This is a genomic window from Nocardia sp. NPDC060259 (assembly GCF_042728775.1).
Lineage (GTDB): Bacteria > Actinomycetota > Actinomycetes > Mycobacteriales > Mycobacteriaceae > Nocardia.
Window position 1 is genome coordinate 1 of the sequence record NZ_JBHXAY010000030.1, and the last position, 19,716, is coordinate 19,716.

General features: G+C 68.7%; 21 protein-coding genes and 1 tRNA gene. 10 read left to right on the forward strand and 12 right to left on the reverse strand.

Annotation, left to right across the window (positions count from 1 at the left end; all coding sequences use genetic code 11):
- Positions 1-160: 160 nt before the first annotated feature.
- The 4 genes from ACFWF2_RS14360 to nth are packed head-to-tail and all read right to left on the reverse strand — an operon-like array spanning position 161 to position 3,514.
- The gene (locus tag ACFWF2_RS14360; RefSeq protein WP_379307910.1) at positions 161-1,354 is read right to left on the reverse strand and encodes a MarP family serine protease; all 1,194 of its coding nucleotides are present in this window, start codon (positions 1,352-1,354) and stop codon (positions 161-163) included.
- A complete protein-coding gene (locus ACFWF2_RS14365; protein WP_379307911.1) occupies positions 1,351-2,097 on the reverse strand; it encodes an NUDIX hydrolase in 747 nt (248 codons plus the stop codon). Before ACFWF2_RS14365 ends, ACFWF2_RS14360 begins: the two co-directional genes overlap by 4 nt.
- Entirely contained in the window at positions 2,094-2,759 is a 666-nt protein-coding gene (locus ACFWF2_RS14370; RefSeq protein WP_379307912.1) for a TlpA family protein disulfide reductase, read from the reverse strand. Before ACFWF2_RS14370 ends, ACFWF2_RS14365 begins: the two co-directional genes overlap by 4 nt.
- On the reverse strand, positions 2,756-3,514 hold the full coding sequence (gene nth, locus ACFWF2_RS14375; protein ID WP_379307960.1) for an endonuclease III: 759 nt from the start codon (positions 3,512-3,514) through the stop codon (positions 2,756-2,758). The genes ACFWF2_RS14370 and nth overlap by 4 nt, the downstream gene beginning before the upstream one ends.
- Positions 3,515-3,696: 182 nt before the next feature.
- Here nth and ACFWF2_RS14380 point away from each other — a divergent pair, with 182 nt between their 5' ends.
- Together ACFWF2_RS14380 and ACFWF2_RS14385 are read left to right on the forward strand one after the other, a co-directional pair.
- Complete coding sequence (locus ACFWF2_RS14380) at positions 3,697-3,924, forward strand: hypothetical protein (protein WP_379307913.1); 228 nt, start codon at positions 3,697-3,699, stop codon at positions 3,922-3,924.
- Between the two features lie 167 nt (positions 3,925-4,091).
- The gene (locus ACFWF2_RS14385; RefSeq protein ID WP_040703546.1) at positions 4,092-4,766 is read left to right on the forward strand and encodes a Crp/Fnr family transcriptional regulator; all 675 of its coding nucleotides are present in this window, start codon (positions 4,092-4,094) and stop codon (positions 4,764-4,766) included.
- Positions 4,767-4,933: 167 nt separating this feature from the next.
- Here the strand turns inward: ACFWF2_RS14385 and ACFWF2_RS14390 are convergent, their stop codons facing one another.
- The 3 genes from ACFWF2_RS14390 to ACFWF2_RS14400 are packed head-to-tail and all read right to left on the reverse strand — an operon-like array spanning position 4,934 to position 6,377.
- Positions 4,934-5,731, reverse strand: a complete 798-nt coding sequence (locus tag ACFWF2_RS14390; protein WP_379307914.1) for an MBL fold metallo-hydrolase — start codon at positions 5,729-5,731, stop codon at positions 4,934-4,936.
- 9 nt (positions 5,732-5,740) lie between these two features.
- On the reverse strand, positions 5,741-6,214 hold the full coding sequence (locus ACFWF2_RS14395) for a RidA family protein (protein ID WP_379307915.1): 474 nt from the start codon (positions 6,212-6,214) through the stop codon (positions 5,741-5,743).
- 1 nt (position 6,215) lies between these two features.
- On the reverse strand, positions 6,216-6,377 hold the full coding sequence (locus tag ACFWF2_RS14400) for a DUF4177 domain-containing protein (protein WP_019044568.1): 162 nt from the start codon (positions 6,375-6,377) through the stop codon (positions 6,216-6,218).
- A gap of 59 nt (positions 6,378-6,436) precedes the next feature.
- Between ACFWF2_RS14400 and ACFWF2_RS14405 the strand changes: the two genes are divergently transcribed.
- Together ACFWF2_RS14405 and ACFWF2_RS14410 are read left to right on the forward strand one after the other, a co-directional pair.
- Complete coding sequence (locus ACFWF2_RS14405; RefSeq protein ID WP_379307916.1) at positions 6,437-7,474, forward strand: ArsA family ATPase; 1,038 nt, start codon at positions 6,437-6,439, stop codon at positions 7,472-7,474.
- The gene (locus tag ACFWF2_RS14410; RefSeq protein WP_379307917.1) at positions 7,471-8,598 is read left to right on the forward strand and encodes an ArsA family ATPase; all 1,128 of its coding nucleotides are present in this window, start codon (positions 7,471-7,473) and stop codon (positions 8,596-8,598) included. Before ACFWF2_RS14405 ends, ACFWF2_RS14410 begins: the two co-directional genes overlap by 4 nt.
- Before the next feature lie 109 nt (positions 8,599-8,707).
- Here the strand turns inward: ACFWF2_RS14410 and ACFWF2_RS14415 are convergent, their stop codons facing one another.
- Entirely contained in the window at positions 8,708-9,031 is a 324-nt protein-coding gene (locus tag ACFWF2_RS14415; RefSeq protein ID WP_019044565.1) for a WhiB family transcriptional regulator, read from the reverse strand.
- Between the two features lie 372 nt (positions 9,032-9,403).
- On the opposite strand from ACFWF2_RS14415, the gene ACFWF2_RS14420 reads away from it, so the two are divergent.
- A complete protein-coding gene (locus ACFWF2_RS14420; protein WP_379307918.1) occupies positions 9,404-11,782 on the forward strand; it encodes a penicillin-binding protein in 2,379 nt (792 codons plus the stop codon).
- A 59-nt stretch (positions 11,783-11,841) separates the two neighbouring features.
- Here ACFWF2_RS14420 and ACFWF2_RS14425 read toward each other — a convergent pair whose 3' ends face one another.
- Positions 11,842-12,306, reverse strand: coding sequence for a GatB/YqeY domain-containing protein (locus ACFWF2_RS14425; RefSeq protein WP_379307919.1), 465 nt, complete (start codon positions 12,304-12,306; stop codon positions 11,842-11,844).
- A 121-nt stretch (positions 12,307-12,427) separates the two neighbouring features.
- Here ACFWF2_RS14425 and ACFWF2_RS14430 point away from each other — a divergent pair, with 121 nt between their 5' ends.
- The 3 genes from ACFWF2_RS14430 (at position 12,428) to ACFWF2_RS14440 (ending at position 15,198) form a co-directional block, all read left to right on the forward strand.
- The gene (locus ACFWF2_RS14430) at positions 12,428-13,390 is read left to right on the forward strand and encodes a metallophosphoesterase (RefSeq protein WP_379307920.1); all 963 of its coding nucleotides are present in this window, start codon (positions 12,428-12,430) and stop codon (positions 13,388-13,390) included.
- Between the two features lie 38 nt (positions 13,391-13,428).
- Positions 13,429-15,060, forward strand: a complete 1,632-nt coding sequence (locus tag ACFWF2_RS14435; RefSeq protein ID WP_379307921.1) for a hypothetical protein — start codon at positions 13,429-13,431, stop codon at positions 15,058-15,060.
- A gap of 64 nt (positions 15,061-15,124) precedes the next feature.
- Positions 15,125-15,198, forward strand: a tRNA-Pro gene (locus ACFWF2_RS14440).
- A 112-nt stretch (positions 15,199-15,310) separates the two neighbouring features.
- Here ACFWF2_RS14440 and ACFWF2_RS14445 read toward each other — a convergent pair.
- Together ACFWF2_RS14445 and ACFWF2_RS14450 are read right to left on the reverse strand one after the other, a co-directional pair.
- Positions 15,311-15,847 (reverse strand): hypothetical protein, encoded by a 537-nt coding sequence (locus tag ACFWF2_RS14445; protein ID WP_379307922.1) that lies wholly within the window; start codon positions 15,845-15,847, stop codon positions 15,311-15,313.
- Positions 15,848-15,900: 53 nt separating this feature from the next.
- Positions 15,901-16,068: a hypothetical protein gene (locus tag ACFWF2_RS14450; RefSeq protein WP_379307923.1), complete on the reverse strand. Its 168-nt coding sequence runs from the start codon at positions 16,066-16,068 to the stop codon at positions 15,901-15,903.
- A 224-nt stretch (positions 16,069-16,292) separates the two neighbouring features.
- On the opposite strand from ACFWF2_RS14450, the gene ACFWF2_RS14455 reads away from it, so the two are divergent.
- The gene (locus ACFWF2_RS14455) at positions 16,293-16,997 is read left to right on the forward strand and encodes a GntR family transcriptional regulator (RefSeq protein ID WP_379307924.1); all 705 of its coding nucleotides are present in this window, start codon (positions 16,293-16,295) and stop codon (positions 16,995-16,997) included.
- Positions 16,998-17,007: 10 nt separating this feature from the next.
- Positions 17,008-18,711: an allophanate hydrolase gene (gene atzF, locus ACFWF2_RS14460; protein ID WP_379307925.1), complete on the forward strand. Its 1,704-nt coding sequence runs from the start codon at positions 17,008-17,010 to the stop codon at positions 18,709-18,711.
- Here the strand turns inward: atzF and ACFWF2_RS14465 are convergent.
- Complete coding sequence (locus ACFWF2_RS14465) at positions 18,668-19,336, reverse strand: arsenate reductase ArsC (protein WP_379307926.1); 669 nt, start codon at positions 19,334-19,336, stop codon at positions 18,668-18,670. The genes atzF and ACFWF2_RS14465 overlap by 44 nt on opposite strands.
- Positions 19,337-19,716: the final 380 nt, after the last annotated feature.

The window sequence follows — 19,716 nt, forward strand, 5'->3', positions numbered from 1 at the left end:
CGCGGCCCCTCCTGCCCCGCCGGACCGGCACCGCTGCTTGCTCCTTCGTCGCCTACGCAACGGCACCTGACCGACGGGACGGCCGCGACGGCCGACTGCGTCGGCCTGCCCCTCCTCGAGGTCGGGGCGTGGTGGCGCCGGGGCGGGCACCGACCGCGACTCAGCTCAGGACACACGCTCCGGTGGGAACCTCGGCGCTGCGGGTCTGCGCGGCGGACAGTTCGGCGCCGACCTCGCGCAGGGTCAGGACGTAACCGGTGTCGTCGTCGGTGACCGCGGCGCCGAAGACCACGCCGAGGACCTGGCCCTCGGTGTCGACCAGCGGGCCGCCCGAGTTGCCCGCGCGGACCTGGCCGCGGACGGTGTACACCTCACGCTCGACGGTGCCGTCGCGGTGGATGGTGGGGCCGGTGAGGTCGAGGGTCTCGCGGACACGTGCGGCGCTGGCCGTGTACGGCCCGCCGCCCGGGTAGCCGAGCACGATCGCGCTCTCGCCCGAGGTCGCCGGTTCGGGCGCCTGCGGAACGACCGGCGCGGTCAGCCCCGGCACCGCGAGGACCGCGATGTCCTTGGACGGGTCGAACAGCACGACGGTGGCCTCCAGCGGGCCGCGCGCGGTGTCGACCGACACGCTGTTCGTCCCCGCGACGACGTGCGCGTTGGTCATCACGCGTTCGGGCGCGACGACGAAGCCGGAGCCCTCGAGCGCACGCTGGCAGCTCGGCGCGACGCCGCGGATGCGCAGCACGCTCTGCTGCAGCGAGGCGGCGACCGGACTGGCGAGCACGCTCGCGTCCGGCGGTTCCACCGCCGCGATCGGCGCCCGGCCGAACGGCCCGATGACATCCGGCAGCCCGGAGGTATCCAGGAGCTTGGAGAATTCGTTGGGCAGCTTGCGCAGCCAGTTCGGCGCCACCGCGTTGACGTCGGCGAGTACCCGCGACCCGTTGATGGCGGCGGCGACCCCCGGCTGGGACGCGGTGGCCAGCGGCAGCGCGAGCAACCAGGCCGCGACCAGCACGGTCGCCGCCTGCAGCACCGCGCCGACCACACTGTCCGCACCGCGAGCGACGGGATGGCGAATGCCGGTGCGCGCGGCCCGGCCGAGCACCATGCCCGCGACCTCGCCGACGATCACCAGCAGCACGATCAGCAGGATGCCGCCGAGTACCCGGCTGCGTCCCTCACTGAAATGTTTGAGGATGTGCGGCGCGATCAGGATGCCGGCGACGGCGCCGAGCGCGACGCCGAAGAACGCCAGCGCCGAGGCGACGGCGCCTTGCCGCCAGCCGGTCGACGCCGCGACCAGCGCGATCAGCACCACCGCGATATCGAGCCATACCGAGGGGCTCACAGGGTCATTCCGACCGCAGCCAACGAGCTCTCCAAGTCACGCACGTCGCCCCGATCCCAGTCTCGTTCCCACCCAGCCGTTTTGATGATTCCGGCGAGGATACCGCCGGTGAGCCCCCAGACGAGCATGCCGTCGACCTGGAACGCTGGGCTCTGGTAGCCGAGACTGCCACGCACCATGAATCTGTGTGCCGGATCGAGCAATTCGGTCAGCGGAACACGGACGACACGCTCGGTTTCGGCCTGATCGACGACCCCGACCGGGCTGGGTGCCCGCCAGTAGCCGAGCACCGGGGTCACGTCGAACTTCGACGGCGGCACGAACAGTTTCGGCAGCAGCGCGAAGGGCTGCACGCCCGCGGGGTCGAGGCCGGTCTCCTCGGCGGCCTCGCGTAGCGCGGTGCCCACCGGGCCGTCGTCGCCCGGGTCCTCGGCGCCACCGGGGAACGCGACCTGGCCGCGATGCTGGCGCATGGTCGAGGCGCGCTGGGTGAGCAGCACGTCGGCGTCGGCGGGCAGGCCGCCCGGCGCGGCGGGGTCGGCCTCCGGCGAACCGCCGAACAGCACGAGAACGGCGGCCTGACGTGGCTTGCCGGTGATCGACATGGCCCGGCGCAGGGCGCGCGAGGTGGCGAGGGTGTCGTCGGCATCGGGGCCGCCGTGCCGGATCGCGGCGCGCAGCCAGGACGGAAGGCCGGACTCGTCCAACCGCATCACACCGTTCATCACAACGTCCTTCGTCATACCGCGATCCGAACGCCGAGTTCCTCGGCCACCGTGTCGGCGATGTCGGCGACATCGGCGAACGTGCGTACCTCGACGCTGGCAATGGTGCCGTCCGCGCGCACGAGCACCGACACCGGGAGCACCGCGGGCGCCCCGACGGCGGTGCGCACGCTCGCCTGCGGGTCGGCCACACCGGGCAGGGTGATGTCGAGGCCGCTCAGCCGGGCCAGCGCCTTCACCTCGTCGGGATCGCTGTGCACGGTCAGCACGGTGAGCTCCGAGCCGGCGCGCTGCGCGAATTCCTGCAGGTGGGGCAGCTCGACGGCACACGGGCCGCACCAGTACGCCCAGAGATTGAGCAGCGCGGGCTTGCCTGCCAGCGCGGCGGCGATGTCGAAAGGCGCGCCGTCGGCGAGGCAGGTCAGGGTGATTCCGGCCAGCGGTCCCGAGCCGGTCGCGCCCGCGGCGGGCGCCGGACACGGGATCAAGCCTGCGGCCGCGCGCTGCTCGGGCGAGGCCACCGCTACCGCCGGTTGCCTCGCCGTCTGCGCCGGGCCCGTGGTCTCGGAACCGCCGCGCGGCCACAGCGCGACCGCCGCCGCGACGACGACGATCAGCGCGGCCAGCACCCAGCGCAAGGCAGGCCGCCGCGACAGCGACGGTTCGGTGGAATCACTCACAGCCCGACCATATCGAGCAGGTGCTCGCGCTCCGGCCCCTTGATCAGCCCGGCCGCGACGGCCGGATCGGTCGGCCCGAGCCCGAAGGACGGGCAGTCGCCCGCGAGCACGCAGGCGCCGCACGCCGGTTTGCGCGCATGACACACCCGGCGACCGTGAAAGATCACCCGATGCGAGAGCATCGTCCACTCCTTGCGCTCGATCAGCTCGCCGACCGCGTGTTCGACCTTGACCGGATCCTCGTCCTCGGTCCACTTCCAGCGGCGGACCAGGCGGCCGAAGTGGGTGTCGACCGTGATGCCGGGCACACCGAAAGCGTTGCCGAGGATGACGTTGGCAGTTTTGCGCCCGATGCCGGGCAGCTTCACCAGTTCGCCCATCGTGTGAGGCAATTCACCGTCGAATCCGGTGACGAGCGCCTGCCCGAGCCCCATGAGCGAACTGGTCTTGTTCCGGTAGAACCCCGTCGGCCGGATGTATTCCTCCAGCTCGGCACGGTTGGCTTCGGCGTAGTCGCGCGCGCTGCGATACTTCGCGAACAGCGCGGGAGTGGTGAGGTTCACGCGGACGTCGGTGCACTGGGCGGACAGGATCGTCGCCACCGCCAACTCCAGCGGGGTGGTGAAGTCCAGCTCGCAGTGCGCGTCGGGGAAAGCCGCGCCGAGCGTCCGGTTCATCCGGCGGGCCCGCCGGACCAGTCCGATCCGTGTTTCCGCAGCTATCGCGCGGTTCTTGCGCTTGCGCGCCGCGGAGATGCCGGTGGGAACCGCTGCCGTTTCCGCGGCCGGGGCTGCGTCGTCTGCGGCTGCGGTGGCGGGGGAAACGGGCACCTGTCCACCATACGGAACCACTACGACAACATTGAGCGTTCAGTTTGCCCGCTGTGTTCCATCTGAGACCTGGACCGTGTTTACTGCCTGTCATGCAAGGACTCGCTGTGGTGCTCTTCCCAGTGCTGTTGATGCTGTTCGCGCTGGGGATGGAGCGGGTCGAGAATCGGCTCCGAAAGCTTCTCGAACCCGACGAAGAGGTTCAGCAGTACCTGGACAACGCCAGCAACGCCGAAGTGAAAGAGCTGACGAAGCTCGGCCTGCCCGCCGCGGTCGCGCGGATGCGCAGGCGCCGGTCACGTGACTCCGAAATGGATGTCGCCCGCGCCAGCTGATCGATCGATTCCCGCGGGCGGACCGCCCGTGCACGGTGTGCGCAGATCGCGCAATCCACACTTTACGTGGTGTCTGTCACTGTGCTGCCGAGATGCCGCGTAGACTGCGCTGTTGGTCGATTCGCTCGACCAGGTTCGCAAAGCCATATCCCATAAGGAGCACATTCGTGGACGAGGCCCTCGCCAGAGCAGGCATCTTCCAAGGCGTCGAGCCCACCGCGGTGGCCGCGCTCGCCAAGCAGCTGCAGCCCGTAGATTTTCCGCGCGGCCACGTCATCTTCAACGAGGGCGAACCCGGCGATCGGCTGTACATCATCACGACGGGCAAGGTGAAGATCGGTCGTCGCTCACCCGACGGCCGGGAAAACCTGCTGACCATCATGGGTCCGTCCGACATGTTCGGTGAACTGTCGATCTTCGACCCTGGCCCGCGTACCTCGACCGCAACCACGGTCACCGAGGTCCGCGCCGTCACGATGGACCGCGACGCACTCAAGTCGTGGATCGATCAGCGCCCCGAGATCGCTGAGCAGCTGCTGCGCGTGCTGGCACGACGCCTTCGCCGCACCAACAACAACCTCGCCGACCTCATCTTCACCGACGTGCCAGGCCGCGTCGCCAAGGCGCTGCTGCAGCTCGCACAGCGCTTCGGCACCCAGGAAGCGGGCGCGCTGCGCGTGACCCACGACCTGACCCAGGAAGAGATCGCCCAGCTGGTCGGCGCTTCCCGGGAAACCGTCAACAAGGCGCTGGCCGACTTCGCCCATCGCGGGTGGCTGCGCCTCGAGGGCAAGAGCGTCCTGATCTCGGATTCCGAGCGCCTCGCACGTCGCGCTCGCTGATTAGTTCGTCGACGTCTCGGCACGCCGGGACCACCGGTGCGGCTCCGGAGGAAGAGGGCCTCGTCCGCGCCACCGTGGTTCCGGCGTGCCGTCGTTGTTTCCGCGGGTCCGCCGCGCACGCCTGGAGCCGACGTGCTGATCGACGCACGTCGGCTCGAGGACCGGGCTCAGGACTCGCGTTCTGCCCGTAGATATTCCAGTTGCGCCTTCACCGAGCTGCGCGCTGCGGGCCACAGGCGTTTGTCCACATCGGCGTACACCTTGCGGACGACCTCGAAAGCGCCTGCGTCCTGCCCCAATTCAGCCAGGGCAGCCCGGATCTGATCGAGTCGTTCGCGACGGTGGTTCAGGTAGTACCGCACCACCGGCGCCGCATCGGCATGGTCGGGACCGTGCGCGGGCAGCAGTGCCTTGCCCGTGCCGCGCTCGAGCAGCAACTCCAGCGACGACAGGAAGTCGGCCAGCGCGCCCGCGGTCGACGCGAGCACCGTGGTGCCCTCACCGAGCACCGTGTCACCGGTGACGATCGCGTCGTCGAGCAGGAAACTCACCGAGTCGCCGGTGTGGCCGGGGGTGGCCAGCACGGTGATCCGCAGGCCCGCCGCCTCGATGACCTCGTCGGCGACCAGCGCGGTCACCTCGCCACGTAGATACTTCGGTTCCACCGACCGCACCGGCGTCCCGGTGGCTTTCACCAGGTGATCGATGCCGCCGGTGTGGTCGGGGTGGTGATGGGTGATCAGGGTCAGCGCGATCCGGCCGCCGGTCGCCTCGACGATGGCGGCGGTGTGCTTCTTGTCCTTCGGTCCCGGGTCGACGACCACATACGCGTCGCTATCGGGTCCGCGCAGCAGCCAGGTGTTGGTGCCGTCGAGCGTCATCTGTGACGGGTTGTCGGCGAGCAGCACCGACGCCGTCGGCGTGACCACCCTGACCTGGCCGTACGCGGGATGTTCCAGTGCCATGACGGCTGCCTATCCGACTGCTTGGTCCAATTCGACGATCAATTCCACCTCGACGGGCGTGTTCTTCGGCAGTTCCGAGACGCCCACCGCGGAGCGCGCGTGCACGCCGGCCTCGCCGAACACCTCGCCGAGGAATTCCGACGCGCCGTTGATCACGATCGGCTGATCGGTGAATCCCGGTGCGGAGTTGACGAATCCGACGACCTTTACGATCCGCACCACCTGGTCGAGCCCGACCAGGTCGTGCACGGCGGCCAGCGCGTTCAGCGCGCACAGCCGCGCGGCCTCCTTGGCCTGCTCCACATCGACCTCAGCGCCGACCTTGCCGACCGCCGACAGCTCACCGTCGACGAAGGGCAGCTGACCGGAGGTGTACACCAGCGAACCGGTGCGCACGGCCGGGATGTAGGCCGCGACGGGGGCGGCGACCGGCGGCAGGGTGACCCCGAGCCGGTCGAGCGCGTCCTTCCACGCGGTGGCCACGCTACTTCTGCCGCTTCAGGTAGGCGACGTGCTGTTCGCCGGTCGGGCCGGGCAGCACCGTGACCAGCTCCCAGCCGTCGGCGCCCCACTGATCGAGGATCTGCTTGGTCGCGTGCGTCAACAGCGGCACGGTCGCGTACTCCCACAGGGTGACTTCACTCATGGTGTGAGTTTAGGGCTCACCCCGAACGCCGCCGAGAAACGGGTTATAGGCTCGGCGACGTGGGAGCACCAACAGCAGAGCCGGTTTCGTCGGTTCCCGGACCGTCGACCGGATGGCCACAGCGCGCGGCCAAAGCCCGCTTGCACTACGTGACCGGCAAGGGAGGCACCGGCAAGTCGACCGTTTCGGCCGCGCTGGCCCTCGCCCTCGCCGCAGGTGGGCGCAAGGTGCTGCTGGTCGAAGTGGAGAGCCGTCAGTCCATCGCGCAGCTGTTCGACCGGCCGCCGCTGCCACCCACCGAGACCCAGATCGCCAGCGCCGACGGCGGCGGTGAGGTGTTCGCGCTCGCCCTCGACATCGAGCACGCGTTCCTCGAATACCTCGACATGTTCTACAACCTCGGCTTCGCGGGCCGGGCGATGCGCCGGATGGGCGCCATCGAGTTCGTCACCACCATCGCGCCCGGCCTGCGCGATGTGATCCTCACCGGCAAGGTCAAGGAGTGCGCGGTGCGCGTCGGCAAGGACGGCAGGCCCGCCTACGACGACATCGTCGTCGACGCGCCGCCGACCGGCCGGATCGCCAGTTTCCTCGACGTCACCCAGGCCATGGCCGAGATCGCCAAGGGCGGCCCGATCGCCTCGCAGGCCGAGGGTGTGTCCAAGCTGCTGCATTCCGATCAGACGATGATCCACCTGGTGACGCTGCTCGAGGCGCTGCCGGTGCAGGAGACCGCCGACGCGGTCGCCGAACTCGCCGCCAACGATCTGCGGATCGGCACGGTGATCGTCAACCGGGCGGCCAAGTCTCAGCTCGACCCCGCCGAGCGCGCCCTGGCCGTGCGCGGCGAACTCGACGCCACCGACATCGCGGCGAGCCTGGCCAAGGCCGGGATCAACTTGCCCGACGAGGATTTCACCGGTTTGCTCACCGAGACCGTCGACCACGCCGTCATGCTGACCGCGCAGGACGAGAGCGCTGTCGAACTGGCGCAGGTCGACGTTCCCCAGCTGCACCTGCCCGCCCTCGGCGAAGGCATGGACCTGGGCGGACTCTACGAACTGGCCGAACAGCTATCCGCGCAGGGAGTGCGATGAGCGAGCAAGTGACCACCCCGCTGGATGTCTCCGAGATCATCGCCGATCCGACGGCGAGGGTGATCGTCTGCTGCGGCTCCGGCGGCGTCGGCAAGACCACCACCGCGGCCGCGATCGCGCTGCGGGCCGCCGAGGCGGGCCGCAAGGTCGTCGTGCTGACCATCGATCCGGCGCGCAGGCTTGCCCAGTCGCTGGGCGTCGCCGACCTGGACAACACGCCCCAGCGGGTCGAGCTCGGTCCCGAGGTGCCCGGCCAGCTGCACGCGATGATGCTGAACATGCGCCGCACCTTCGACGACATGGTGCTCGAGCACACCAGCGTGGAGAAGGCGGAGCAGATCTTCGCCAACCCGATCTATCAGACGGTGGCCTCGTCCTTCGGCGGCACGCAGGAGTACATGGCGATGGAGAAGCTCGGTCAGCTGGCCGGGCACAAGGAGTGGGACCTGATCGTGGTCGACACTCCCCCCTCGCGCAACGCGCTGGACTTCCTTGACGCGCCCAAGCGGCTCGGCACCTTCCTCAACGGCAAGATGATCCGGCTGATCATGGCGCCCGGCCGCGGGGTCGGCCGGTTCGTCACGGGCGCGATGAGCCTGGCGATGCGCGGGGTGTCGACCATCGTGGGCGGTCAGATGCTCAAGGACGCCTCGACGTTCCTGCAGTCACTGGAGTCGCTGTTCGGCGGTTTCCAGGAGCGGGCCGAGCGCACCTTCGCGATGCTGTCGAAGCCGGGCACCCACTTCCTGGTGGTCGCGGCGCCCGAACCCGACGCGCTGCGCGAGGCGTCGTTCTTCGTCGACCGGCTCTCCACCGAGCAGATGCCGCTGGCCGGTCTCGTGCTGAACCGGACGCATCCCGCGTTGTCAGGACTGTCCGGCGACCACGCGCTGACCGCCGCCGATCAGCTCGCTGAATCGGACCCGCTCACCGCGTCGGTGCTGCGCATCCACGCCGAGCGGGTGGCGACGGCGAAGCGGGAACAGCGGTTGCTGCATCGCTTCACCGGCGCCCATCCGCGGGTTCCGATCGTTTCGGTCACCGCGTTGCCGTTCGAGGTCTCCGACCTGGACGCTTTGCGCGTGGTCGGCGACCAGCTGGCGGGCAAGCCCGCCTCCGCCTGAGTCAGACGGTTCCGCTATTGCTTACATTCTCGTAACACCGGTAGACGGCGCCGATTCCGCAAACCCAGCGGTCTCGGCGCCGTGTGTGATAACGGTCCGGTCTCGCCTGCTAGATGGCCACCTGATGCTGTCGCTGCGCCTGGAAGAAGTCGGCCCACGACGTCACATCGGGATGTTGCTTGAGCAGCGCGCGTCGCTGCCGCTCGGTCATCCCGCCCCACACTCCGAACTCGACCCGGTTGTCCAGCGCATCGGCGCCACACTGCATCAACACCGGGCAATGACGGCAGATCGTTGCCGCCTTGCGCTGCGCCGCACCACGAACGAACAGCTGATCAGGGTCCACTTCCTTGCATCGCGCCTGGGCAACCCAAGCGATCCTTGCCTCGGCCTGCTCTACATCCAGTCGAGCGATGGGGGTTGTGATGTGCATTTGATGTGCCCCTTTGCAGTCCGAACACCGTTGTGCGGCGCTCCAGAATCGCGAGCGCGGATCACAGCAACCCAACTACCGCTGCGGTCCGCACCACATTCCACTTTGAGTGTTAGCTCTATCACACTGGGTTCTCAATCTAGGTAAAGGTATGGCGCTTGCGCAAGACCAGCCCCCGATTTTTTGGTACGGCCGTCCATTCAAATCGGGCTCCGACCGGGAAGTCCTGCTGTTCACCGGCGTGGCCGGGCGCGACACGCCGATGTGATCATTTTGTTGACACGCCCGAGCAATCCCCCTGGCACCGACCGGACATTCCCCGTCGAGCAGCACAACCGTGAACCCCGCCACCCCACCCCTTACTCTGGGCAGGTGCCGATCACTCAAACGCTCGCGAGGCTGGCCGGCAGCTGCGCGCTGGCCTCCGTGCTAGTCGCCGGGCTGTTGTTCCCCTTGGCCGGTGGATTCGGGTTCATCTCCAACCGAGCCGCCGATGCCGTCGACAACGTGTCAGCCGAACTCGTGGAGGGCACGGTTCCCGCCGTCTCGACCATGGTCGACGCGAGCGGAGCCCCCATCGCCTGGCTGTACGAGCAACGCCGCTTCGAGGTGTCGAGCGATCGCATCTCCAACAACATGAAGCTGGCGATCGTGTCCATCGAGGACAAGCGCTTCGCCGACCACAAAGGCGTCGACTGGCAGGGCACGCTGCGCGCGTTCCTGACCAACACCTCCTCCGGCGAGGTCCAGCAGGGCGCCTCGACGCTCGATCAGCAGTACGTGAAGAACTTCAACCTGCTCGTCGTCGCGAAGACCGACGCCGAGCGCCGCGCCGCGATCGAGACCACCCCCGCGCGCAAGCTGCGCGAGATCAGGATGGCGCTCACGCTGGACCGCGAGCTGAGCAAGGACGAGATCCTCACCCGCTACTTGAATCTGGTGCCGTTCGGCAACGGTTCCTACGGCATCCAGGACGCGGCGCAGACCTACTTCGGCGTCGACGCCGCCGAGCTGACCATGCCCCAGTCGGCGATGCTGGCTGGCATGGTGCAGTCCAGCTCCAAGCTGAACCCCTACACCAACGTCCAGGGCGTCACCGATCGCCGCAATACCGTGCTCGACACCCTGATCCAGAACATCCCGCACCGCGCCGAGGAGTTCCGCAAGGCCAAGTCCGAACCGCTCGGCGTGCTGCCCGAGCCGAAGGGTCTGCCGCGCGGCTGTATCGCCGCCCAGGACAAGGGCTTCTTCTGCGACTACGCGCTGCAGTACCTGGCCGAGTCGGGCATCAGCCGGGAGCAGATCGACAAGGGTGGCTACCTGATCAAGACCAGCCTCGATCCGGTGCTGCAGGAATCGGTGAAGCGTTCGGTGAACGAGCAGGCCGACCCCAACCTCGACAACATCGCCGAGGTCATGTCGGTGATCGCACCCGGTCAGGATTCGCACCCCGTCCTCGCGATGGCGTCGAGCCGCACCTACGGCCTCAACCGCGACGCCAACGAGACGCTGCTCGGCCAGCCGTACTCGTTGGCCGGCGACGGTGCCGGCTCGATCTTCAAGCTGTTCACCACGGCCGCCGCGATGGAGAAGGGCCTCGGTATCGCCGCCCAGGTGGACGTGCCTGGTACCTACGCCGCCAGGGGCATGGGCTACTCGAACTCGCCGGGCTGCCCGGCCGACTCGTGGTGTGTCAAGAACGCGGGCGCCTACCCGGGGTCGATGTCGGTGACCGACGCGCTCGCGACCTCGCCCAACACGACCTTCGTGAAGATGATCCAGGACGTCGGCGTCGCGGCCGCGGTGGACATGGCGGTCCGCCTCGGCATGCGGGCCTACACCGAGCCCGGGACTTCCGGGCACGGCAACACGAGCCTGGCCGACCACATCAAGAACAACAACATGGGCTCGTTCACCCTCGGCCCGTTCGCGATCAACCCGCTCGAACTGTCGAATGTGGCCGCCACGCTCGGCTCGGGCGGCAGGTGGTGCCCGCCGTCGCCCATCAAGGAAGTCGTCGACCGCGCCGGCAAGACCGTTCCGCTCACCCAGCAAGCGTGTGAGCAGGTGGTCGACCCCGGTCTGGCCAACACCCTCGCCAACGCGATGAGCAAGGACGACACCAGCGGTACCGCGGCAAGCGCGGCGCGTGCCGCGAGCTGGGCGGCCCCGATGTCGGGCAAGACGGGCACCACCGAGAGCCACCGTTCCTCGGCGTTCCTCGGCTTCACCAACTCGCTGGCATCGTCGGTCTACGTCTACGGCGACAGCCCGACCCCCGGCGAGATCTGCTCGTTCCCGCTGCGGAACTGTGGTGCCAGCAACGCCGCAGGCCTGTTCGGCGGTAACGAACCGGCCCGCACCTGGTTCAACGCCATCAAGCCGGTGCTCGACCGCTACCCACCGCCCGGCCTGCCGCCGGTGGACGACAAGTACGTCCGCGGCGCGGGCAACTCCCAGGTCCCCGATGTGGCGGGCAAGTCGCAGGGCGAGGCCACCTCGATCCTGTCCGGCGCCGGTTTCCAGGTGTCCGCGGTGACCAGTCCCGGCACGCAGGCCAAGGGCACCGTGATGGGCAGTTCGCCGAACGGTTCGGCGGTTCCCGGCTCGGTCGTCACGATCTACATCAGTGACGGCTCGGTCCGGGCGCCGACGCCGACCACGCCGCCGCCTTCCGCGCCTGCGCCGGTGATCCCCGGCCTCCCGCAGATCCCGCGTCTGCCACCGATCCCGATCCCGGTGCCGCGGTAGTAAACGAAACAGGGCCGCCGTCCACTTCGGACGGCGGCCCTGCTCGTTGTCGCGCGGGTCTACAGGCGCGCTTTGACCGCCGCCGACAGCCGCGAACCGTCGGCCTTGCCCTCGGCGAGCGCGGTCGCCGCCTTCATGACCTGACCCATCTGCTTCATCCCCGGCCGCTCGCCGATCTCCTCGGCGACCTGCGCGATCGCGGTGTCGGCGACCTGGGCCACCTCGGCCTCGGTCAGCTGGGTCGGCAGATACTGCTCGATGATCTCTTCCTCGGCGCGCTCGTTCGCGGCCAGTTCGCCACGCCCGTTCTGCTCGTAGATCACGGCCGACTCGTTGCGCTTCTTGGCTTCCTTCTGCAAAACGGAGACGACCTCGGCATCGGAGAGTTCCTTCGCCTGCGCTCCGGAGACCTCGGCGTTCTGGATCGCGGCGAGCAGCATCCGCAGGGTCGCCAAGCGCAGAGTGTCCTTGGCTTTCAGTGCGGCGGTCATATCCGCGCGCAGTTGCGATTTCAGTTCCGACATGCGCCTCACGCTAGCTGTTCGGCCTCCGGAGTCCCATCACATTTTCATCGCGGATGAAATTCCGACCGTTTGTGCGGAAACACACGCGCCGTTCCGGGAGGGGGTCGCCTATGCTGGGCAAATGCCCGTTATCTCGACGTCCGCTGTCCGCCGAACCGCGTTGGGAGCCGCCGGGGCCGCCGTCGCCGGCATCGGATACGCCACGCTGATCGAACGGAACGCGTTCGTCCTGCGCGAAGCGACCATGCCGGTACTCGCACCAGGCTCGCCCACCTTGCGCATTCTGCACGTCAGCGACCTGCACATGATGCCGGGCCAGCAGCTCAAACAGCAGTGGCTGCGCGAACTCGACCGGCTCGAACCCGACCTGGTCGTGAATACCGGCGACAATCTTTCCCACCCCAAGGCCGTGCCCGCCGTTGTGCAATCCCTCGGTGCGCTGCTTGCCCGTCCCGGCCTGTTCGTGTTCGGTTCCAACGACTATTTCGCGCCGGTGCCGAAGAATCCGCTGAAGTATTTCAAGAAGGATCATCGCCGTGTTTACGGTGACCCCCTGCCCTGGCAGGATCTGCGCGCGGCGTTCACCGAACGCGGCTGGCTCGACCTGACCCACACGCGTCGCGACCTGGAAGTGGCGGGCATCCGCATCGCCAGCGCCGGTGTGGACGACCCGCATCTGCAGCGCGACCGCTACGACACCGTCGCCGGTGCGCCCAACCAGCTCGCGCAGCTGAGCATCGGTGTCACCCACTCGCCGGAACCGCGGGTCCTCGACCGGTTCGCCGAGGACGGCTACGACCTGGTGCTGGCCGGGCACACGCACGGTGGACAGCTGGTCGTCCCCGGTTACGGCGCGCTGGTGACCAACTGCGGCATCGACAAGTCCCGGGTCAAGGGCGCCTCCCGGTGGGGCGAGCACACCCAGCTGCACGTCTCGGCGGGCATCGGCACCTCGCCGTGGGCGCCCTACCGATTCTGCTGCCGCCCGGAAGCCACCCTGCTGACGCTGGTCGGCGCCCCGCCGAAGCGGCCATCGGCCGACGCCGGCCACGGCGTGTCGGCATCGGAGGCCGTCGCCCGCTAGGGTCTGCCCCGAACGACTCTTGTCAGTAGGGGATGACCGTGAGCAGTGGATCCGACGACAGGCGCAACGACCCGACCGTATTCGGTGGGTCGGGTGCGCCGCACCAGCCCGACGCGCAGTGGCAGCGTCCCGACGCGGTGAACCCGCCGCCGGGCGCGCCCGCGCAGGGGGATCCCGCTGCGGGACAGCCGAATCCGGGTGCGCCCGACGCGACCGCGGTGTGGACGCCCGGCAGCACCGGGCTCCCGCCGACCCTGCGCTGGAACGGTTCCGGGCCCATGCCGGGCCTGCCCGATCCGACGCCGTGGACACCGGCGGGCCCGCAGCAGTGGGACGCGGGTAATCCTCCTGCCGGACAACCTGGTTCGCCTCAGCCGTGGCAGCCCGGCCAGGCCGACGCGACCCAGCTGCGCAACCCGGCCGCACCCTGGCCCGGCCCGAATGCCTCCGCCGCGCAGCCAGGTCAAGCTGACGCGACCCAGCTGCGCAACCCCGCTGCTGCGTGGCCGGGCGCGAATCCTCCAGCTGCGCAGCCCGGTTCGCCTCAGCCGTGGCAGCCCGGCCAGGCCGATGTCACTCAGCTGGGTGCCCCGAACGCGTCTTGGCAGGGTTCGAATCCTCCTGCCGGTCAGCAGGTTCCGGGCCAGCAGTGGGGTTCGCCGCCGGGACAGCCGCAATGGGGCGCTGGTCAGGTACCCAACCAGCAGCCGTGGAATCCTGCTGCGGGACAGCAGAATCCAGCTCAGCAGTGGGGGCAGTCCGATCCGACGGTGCTGGGCGGGGCGACCTGGCAGCCACCGCAGCAGCAGTACGGCGAGATTCCGCCGCTCGAACAGTTCAATCAGCAGCACTACGGTCAGCAGCCCTATGGTCAGCCGATCCCGCCCGGGCCGAAATCCGGTGGTAAGGCGGCGATCTGGGTGGCGGCGGGTCTCGCGGCGGTCCTGCTGGTCGGCGGCGCCATCACCGCGGTCGCGCTGACCCGCGGCGACGACTCCCCGGCCACCACCGCGAGCGGGGGCACCACCCCGTCGATGGTCAGCGCCCTCACCACCACCGGCGCACCGCCCTCGTCGAGCAAGCCCAAGCCCAGCTCCACCACCCCGTCACCGTCGGGCGCCGCGTCCGGGCGCACGCCGCTCATCGAGGGCTACCAGGTGGTCGCCTCGCCCGACCGCGGCGCCGCCTACGACGTGCCGCCGAGCTGGAAGGTCGCCACCGAGACCACCATCGGCGGCGTCGGCGAACCGCCCGGTGACTCCGTCATCGGTAAGGGCTACGCCACCGACGGCCGCGACTACTGCCCCGGCTCCACCCGAACCATGTCGCTGCTCACCGGCTCCAAGCAGGCCGACCACGCCGCGGCGGGCGCCGAGCTCGGCACCAAGGCCGCTCCCCTGGCCTACAAGGGCTCCACCGGCACCCCCGGCCCCGCCCAGCCACTGAAGTCGATCGACGGCAAGACCGAGGGCATGTTCACCGAGACCACCGGCACCGTCCCCAACCCCAAGCCCGGCTGCGCCCCCACCTTCTCCATCTACACCTACGCGTTCAAGGGCGTCAAGGACGGCAGCTTCGTCATGGTGATGATCGCCGACACCGGCGTCGCCGACGCCGTCGACCCCGCCACCGCCAAGCGCATCTTCAGCTCCATCCGCGCCCTGAACTAACCCTCTGACCAGCCGGTTTAACAATCCACATCACCTCGTTGTAAGCTACTTCAGGTTCGCCTCACGGGGTGTGGCGCAGCTTGGTAGCGCGCTTCGTTCGGGACGAAGAGGTCGCAGGTTCAAATCCTGTCACCCCGACGTGTTGGTTGAGACACAGAAGAGCCCCTGATCAGTTCACTGGTCAGGGGCTCCTCGTATGTCTGGGGTGCTTCGCGGTCGAGGTGAGCTCCGGAGGCAGCATCAGCCGAACTCAGTCGGCGGCATCCACTGTGAATCCTGGCCGGGGGTAGTCGGCGGGAAAGAAGGGGAACAGTGGTGCGCGGGCGAGGAACGCGATAAGGAAGTCCGTCATCGTGCCCGGCCAATCGTGGTTTCCAAACCGGTTGATCACGACGAGGCGGTCACCCGCCGGATACCAGTGCAGGCGGTCGCTGTTGGCGGTCCAGCCCCAGGGGTAGAGTCCGCCGGGCTCGGGTTGGATGGGATAGGGCATGTCGCCGGGATCGACGTCTCGAAGTTGACGCTCGAAAGAGAGCAGTTCCGTGTCGGCCGTGAACAGGTTGAGCGAGGGCGGCCCGGCTGGGTGCAAGACGGTCAAGAAGTTGTCGATGGTGATCTGGGGGTAGACGTTTGCCCACGCCCGGTAGTCCGGGGGCGGGGTGAAGCCGAGGCGATGTTCGACAGCGCTCCAGTCGATTGTCGGCGGAGTACTCGGTGGCGGCCCCAACAGGTGCCGGAGGACGATACTTCTTCTGCGGGCGAGACTTTGATTGTTCATGGCGGGCACAACCGAGGAAGGTTACCGCTGCCGCGCAACGATCACCCACCTGTCGGGTCGGATCAGTGGCGATCGCGGCGAGTCGGGTGGGGCACGGAGACGCCGCGCAGGAGGGGTTCTTCGTAGGTCGGGGGTGTTTCGCGGTCGAGTGGGTTGGGCCACCAGACGGTGATGGCGATGACCGAGAACAGGCCGAGGATCAGGGCCAGGATTGCGGCGGATGCGTTCATGGGTCGCCCTTCCGGGTGAGCGGAGTGGGAGCGCGACGGCGGGCTCGTAGAGAAGAGTGCGCGCGGACTGTGTCACCCGAGGTTCCCTGTGTGTTCGAAGGTGGTTGAGAAGTGCTCTCCACGGTGACGCGGCCGTCGTGAGATGGGGCGGTGTGAGGACCCGATAACCTGACGCTTACTTTCTGTCACTTGATAGAAATTCCCGGTCGATAGCGTATACACCCATGTCGACAAGGGTGGATGCACCGGATGACGGCCCTGGCAGGCCGCTGCGGGACGTCGTGTACTCGACGTTGCGCGGCGAGTTGATGAACGGTGACATCCGCTTCGGCGAGCGGCTCACCGAGCCGAAGCTGTCGAGCCGATTCGGCATCTCGCGCACGCCGGTGCGCGAGGCGCTGACCATGCTCTGCTCGGACGGACTGCTGGAACGCGAGGAGTTCGGGTTCAGCCCGGTGCGGCCGAGTGTGGCCCGCATCCGCGACCTGTACGAGCTGCGGCTGACGCTGGAGCTAGGCGGCATGACCCGGGTGCGCACCGACCCGCGGATCACCCACGACGAACAGCTGTTGCGCGCCGAACGGCAGCGCTGGCTGGCCCTGCAGGCCGATCCGCCTGCCCAGGAGCCGGGGTTCGTCGTGGTCGACGAGGAATTCCACGTCGCCCTGCTGACGGCGGCGGGCAATGCCGAGATGGTGCGCGCGCTGGTCGCGGTGAACTCCCGGATCCGGCATGTCCGCATGCACGACTTCATGATCAACAACCGCATCGAGACCACGATCAGCGAGCACCTCGGCATCCTCGACGCCGTCCTCGCCGGCGATCTCGTCCTGGCGCAGCAACTCCTGCACACCCACATCGGCGATTCGCTGGATGTGGTCCTGGAGCGCATCTCGCGAGCCGTCGCCGCCATGTCCATGAACGATTGAGGAGACGGCCATGTCAGCAGGACTACCCGGCACCGCGACAGCGCGGGTCGCGGCGGCCTACGCGCGGATCGCGCAGGTGGATCGGCCCGAGGTCTGGATCACGCTGCGCCCACAGCACGAACTCGATTCCGAGGCAGCGGAACTGGACCGACGCGTCGCCGACGGCGAAGACCTGCCGCTGGCCGGCCTGCTCCTCGCCGTGAAGGACAACGTCGACGTAGCGGGCCTGCCGACCACCGCGGCCTGCCCCGAATTCGCCTATCCGGCAACCGAAACAGCCGCGGCAGTGGAACGCCTGGTGGCGGCGGGCGCGCTGGTGCTCGGCAAGACCAACCTCGACCAGTTCGCCACCGGCCTGGTCGGCACCCGCAGCCCCTACGGCGCGGTGCGCAACGCGCTCCACCCCGAATTGATCTCCGGCGGTTCGAGTTCCGGATCGGCGGCCGCTGTGGCCCTCGGCATCGCCGACCTCGCGATCGGCACCGACACCGCGGGCTCGGGCCGGGTACCCGCGGCCCTGCACGGCATCGTCGGCATCAAGGCGAGCCTCGGCGTGATCCCCGCGCACGGCGTCGTCCCCGCGTGCGCCGACTACGACGCGGTCACCGTGTTCGCCGCCGACCTGGACCTGGCCGTCACCGCCGCGAGGATCATGGCGGGCCCCGATGCCCGCGATCCGCGCAGCCGCGCCTGGCCCGCCGACGTGCGCCTGGCCGCGTCAGCCACGCCGAAGGTGGCGATCCCGCGCCCCGAGGACCTCGCCCCACTGAGCGCTCCCTACCGCGCCGCCTTCACCGAAACTGTTGCCGCCCTGCGTGATCAGGGCATCGCCGTGCACGAGATCGATATCTCGCCACTGCTCGACGCCGCCCGCCTGCTCTACGACGGCGCGATCGTCGCCGAGCGATACGCGGCCGTCGGCGAATTCGTCGACAAGGCCGAAGCGGGACTCGACCCGACCGTCGCCGGGATCATCAGCGCGGCAAAGAACCTCGACGCCCACGCCTTCGTCGCCGACCTCGACACGCTGGCCAAGACCCGCGTCACCACACTGCAGGCCGGCTACGACGGTCTCCTGCTGCCGACCACCACCGAGCATCCCTCGATCGCCGAGGTCGCCGCCGACCCGCTGACGATCAACCGCCGCCTCGGCACCTACACCAACTTCTGCAACCTGCTCGACCTCGCCGCCGTCGCCGTCCCCGGCGTACCAACCGCCGACGGCCTGCCGTTCGGCGTGATGGTGGTCGTCCCCGCCTTCGCCGACCAGCTCGCCGTCGACCTGGCCGCCCGCCTCACCGGCACCCGATCGCCACTACTCGTGGAAACCGGTGTGCCACTGGCAGTTTTCGGCGCGCATCTGCGCGGCCAGCCGCTGCACTGGCAGCTCGGACAGCTCGGCGCCAGGTTCGCGGGCGAGATCACCACCAGCGACGCCTACCGGCTCACCGCGCTCGACACCACGCCGCCGAAGCCGGGCCTGGTACGCCACGGCGACGGCCTCGGCGCACCGATCCGCGGCGAGCTGTTCCTGGTCTCCCCCGGCGGACTCGGCCGCTTCCTCGCCGAACTGCCGCCGCCGATGGCGCTGACCAGCATCGAGCTGTCCGACGGACGCTCGGTGGTCGGCTTCGCCTGCAGCTACGATGCCGCCGTCGCCGCCACCGACATCACCGGGTACGGGGGCTGGACGGCGTATCTGCGGGATCGCTGACGGGGATGCCCAGCTCGGTGAGCAGGTCTGTCACGCGGCGGCCGATGTCGTCGCGGATGGGCCGCACCAGGTCCAGTTCCAGCCCGGCCGGGTCATCGATGATCCATTCCACGTAGCGAACGCCGGGCACAAGCGGACAGGTGTCGCCGCAGCCCATCGTGACGATGACGTCCGCGGCCCGGATGATCTCGTCGGTCCACGGCTTCGGATACTCGCGCGAGATGTCGACGCCCACCTCCGCCATCGCCGCCACCGCGGCCGGATTGAGCTGCTCGCCGGGCACCGACCCACCCGACCAGGCGACCGCGCGGCTCAGCGCCAGGTCCTCGAAGTAGCCGAGCGCCATCTGCGACCGGCCCGCGTTGTGGGTGCACAGGAACAGCACGATCGGGCGCGGCTTGGCGACCTTGCCTTCGACCTTGGCCAGTGCCTGCAAGCGCTGCCTGCCGAAACGTTCCGCCAGCAGCGGGAGATACAAGGTAACCGTCGCCCTCGCGGCGAAGTCGTCGTAGGAGGAGTGCAGGAAACGATGGATCGTCTCCGGCTCGAACATCGTCGCGAACTCGTCGCGCAGCCGTCCCTCGGCACGATCCAGCGCGTCTTGGTGCTCGGCAATTTCGACCACCCCCCAACCCTGACGGCCGATGCCGTCGAACGCAAACGACCGGGCCGGTCACCCCTCGTCGGACCGGCCCGGTCGATGTACCCCATGACACGAATCGGAACGTCTATGGCCCAGTCCGTCGGTGTGGTTACCGTCGGCAGTGCGTCTTCAGCGTCTGGAAGAGCCACCTTCTGGTCTGCACCGCCGGGTCCGACTGATCACCCCTCGAGACCGGTCGGACCCGGTTGTTCCGGTGTCTGAAGAAAGGATGCGATGTCCGTCTCGAGAGGTTCTTAAGAACAACTTGTCGGCACAGGCCGTTTTCTTCGGCGATGATGGAAGGACCGACAAGATGGAGAACGACGATGGAAACCTTGATCGTCTGGGTGCTGGCTAGCCTG

Coding starts and splice junctions, on each gene's coding strand:
- ACFWF2_RS14365 (WP_379307911.1), bottom strand. CDS start 2,097: ATGACGAAGGACGTTGTGATGAACGGTGTGATGCGGTTGGACGAGTCC.
- ACFWF2_RS14410 (WP_379307917.1), top strand. CDS start 7,471: ATGAGCGAGCAAGTGACCACCCCGCTGGATGTCTCCGAGATCATCGCC.
- ACFWF2_RS14430 (WP_379307920.1), top strand. CDS start 12,428: ATGCCCGTTATCTCGACGTCCGCTGTCCGCCGAACCGCGTTGGGAGCC.
- ACFWF2_RS14455 (WP_379307924.1), top strand. CDS start 16,293: ATGTCGACAAGGGTGGATGCACCGGATGACGGCCCTGGCAGGCCGCTG.
- ACFWF2_RS14425 (WP_379307919.1), bottom strand. CDS start 12,306: ATGTCGGAACTGAAATCGCAACTGCGCGCGGATATGACCGCCGCACTG.
- ACFWF2_RS14415 (WP_019044565.1), bottom strand. CDS start 9,031: ATGCACATCACAACCCCCATCGCTCGACTGGATGTAGAGCAGGCCGAG.
- ACFWF2_RS14400 (WP_019044568.1), bottom strand. CDS start 6,377: ATGAGTGAAGTCACCCTGTGGGAGTACGCGACCGTGCCGCTGTTGACG.
- ACFWF2_RS14390 (WP_379307914.1), bottom strand. CDS start 5,731: ATGGCACTGGAACATCCCGCGTACGGCCAGGTCAGGGTGGTCACGCCG.
- ACFWF2_RS14450 (WP_379307923.1), bottom strand. CDS start 16,068: ATGAACGCATCCGCCGCAATCCTGGCCCTGATCCTCGGCCTGTTCTCG.
- atzF (WP_379307925.1), top strand. CDS start 17,008: ATGTCAGCAGGACTACCCGGCACCGCGACAGCGCGGGTCGCGGCGGCC.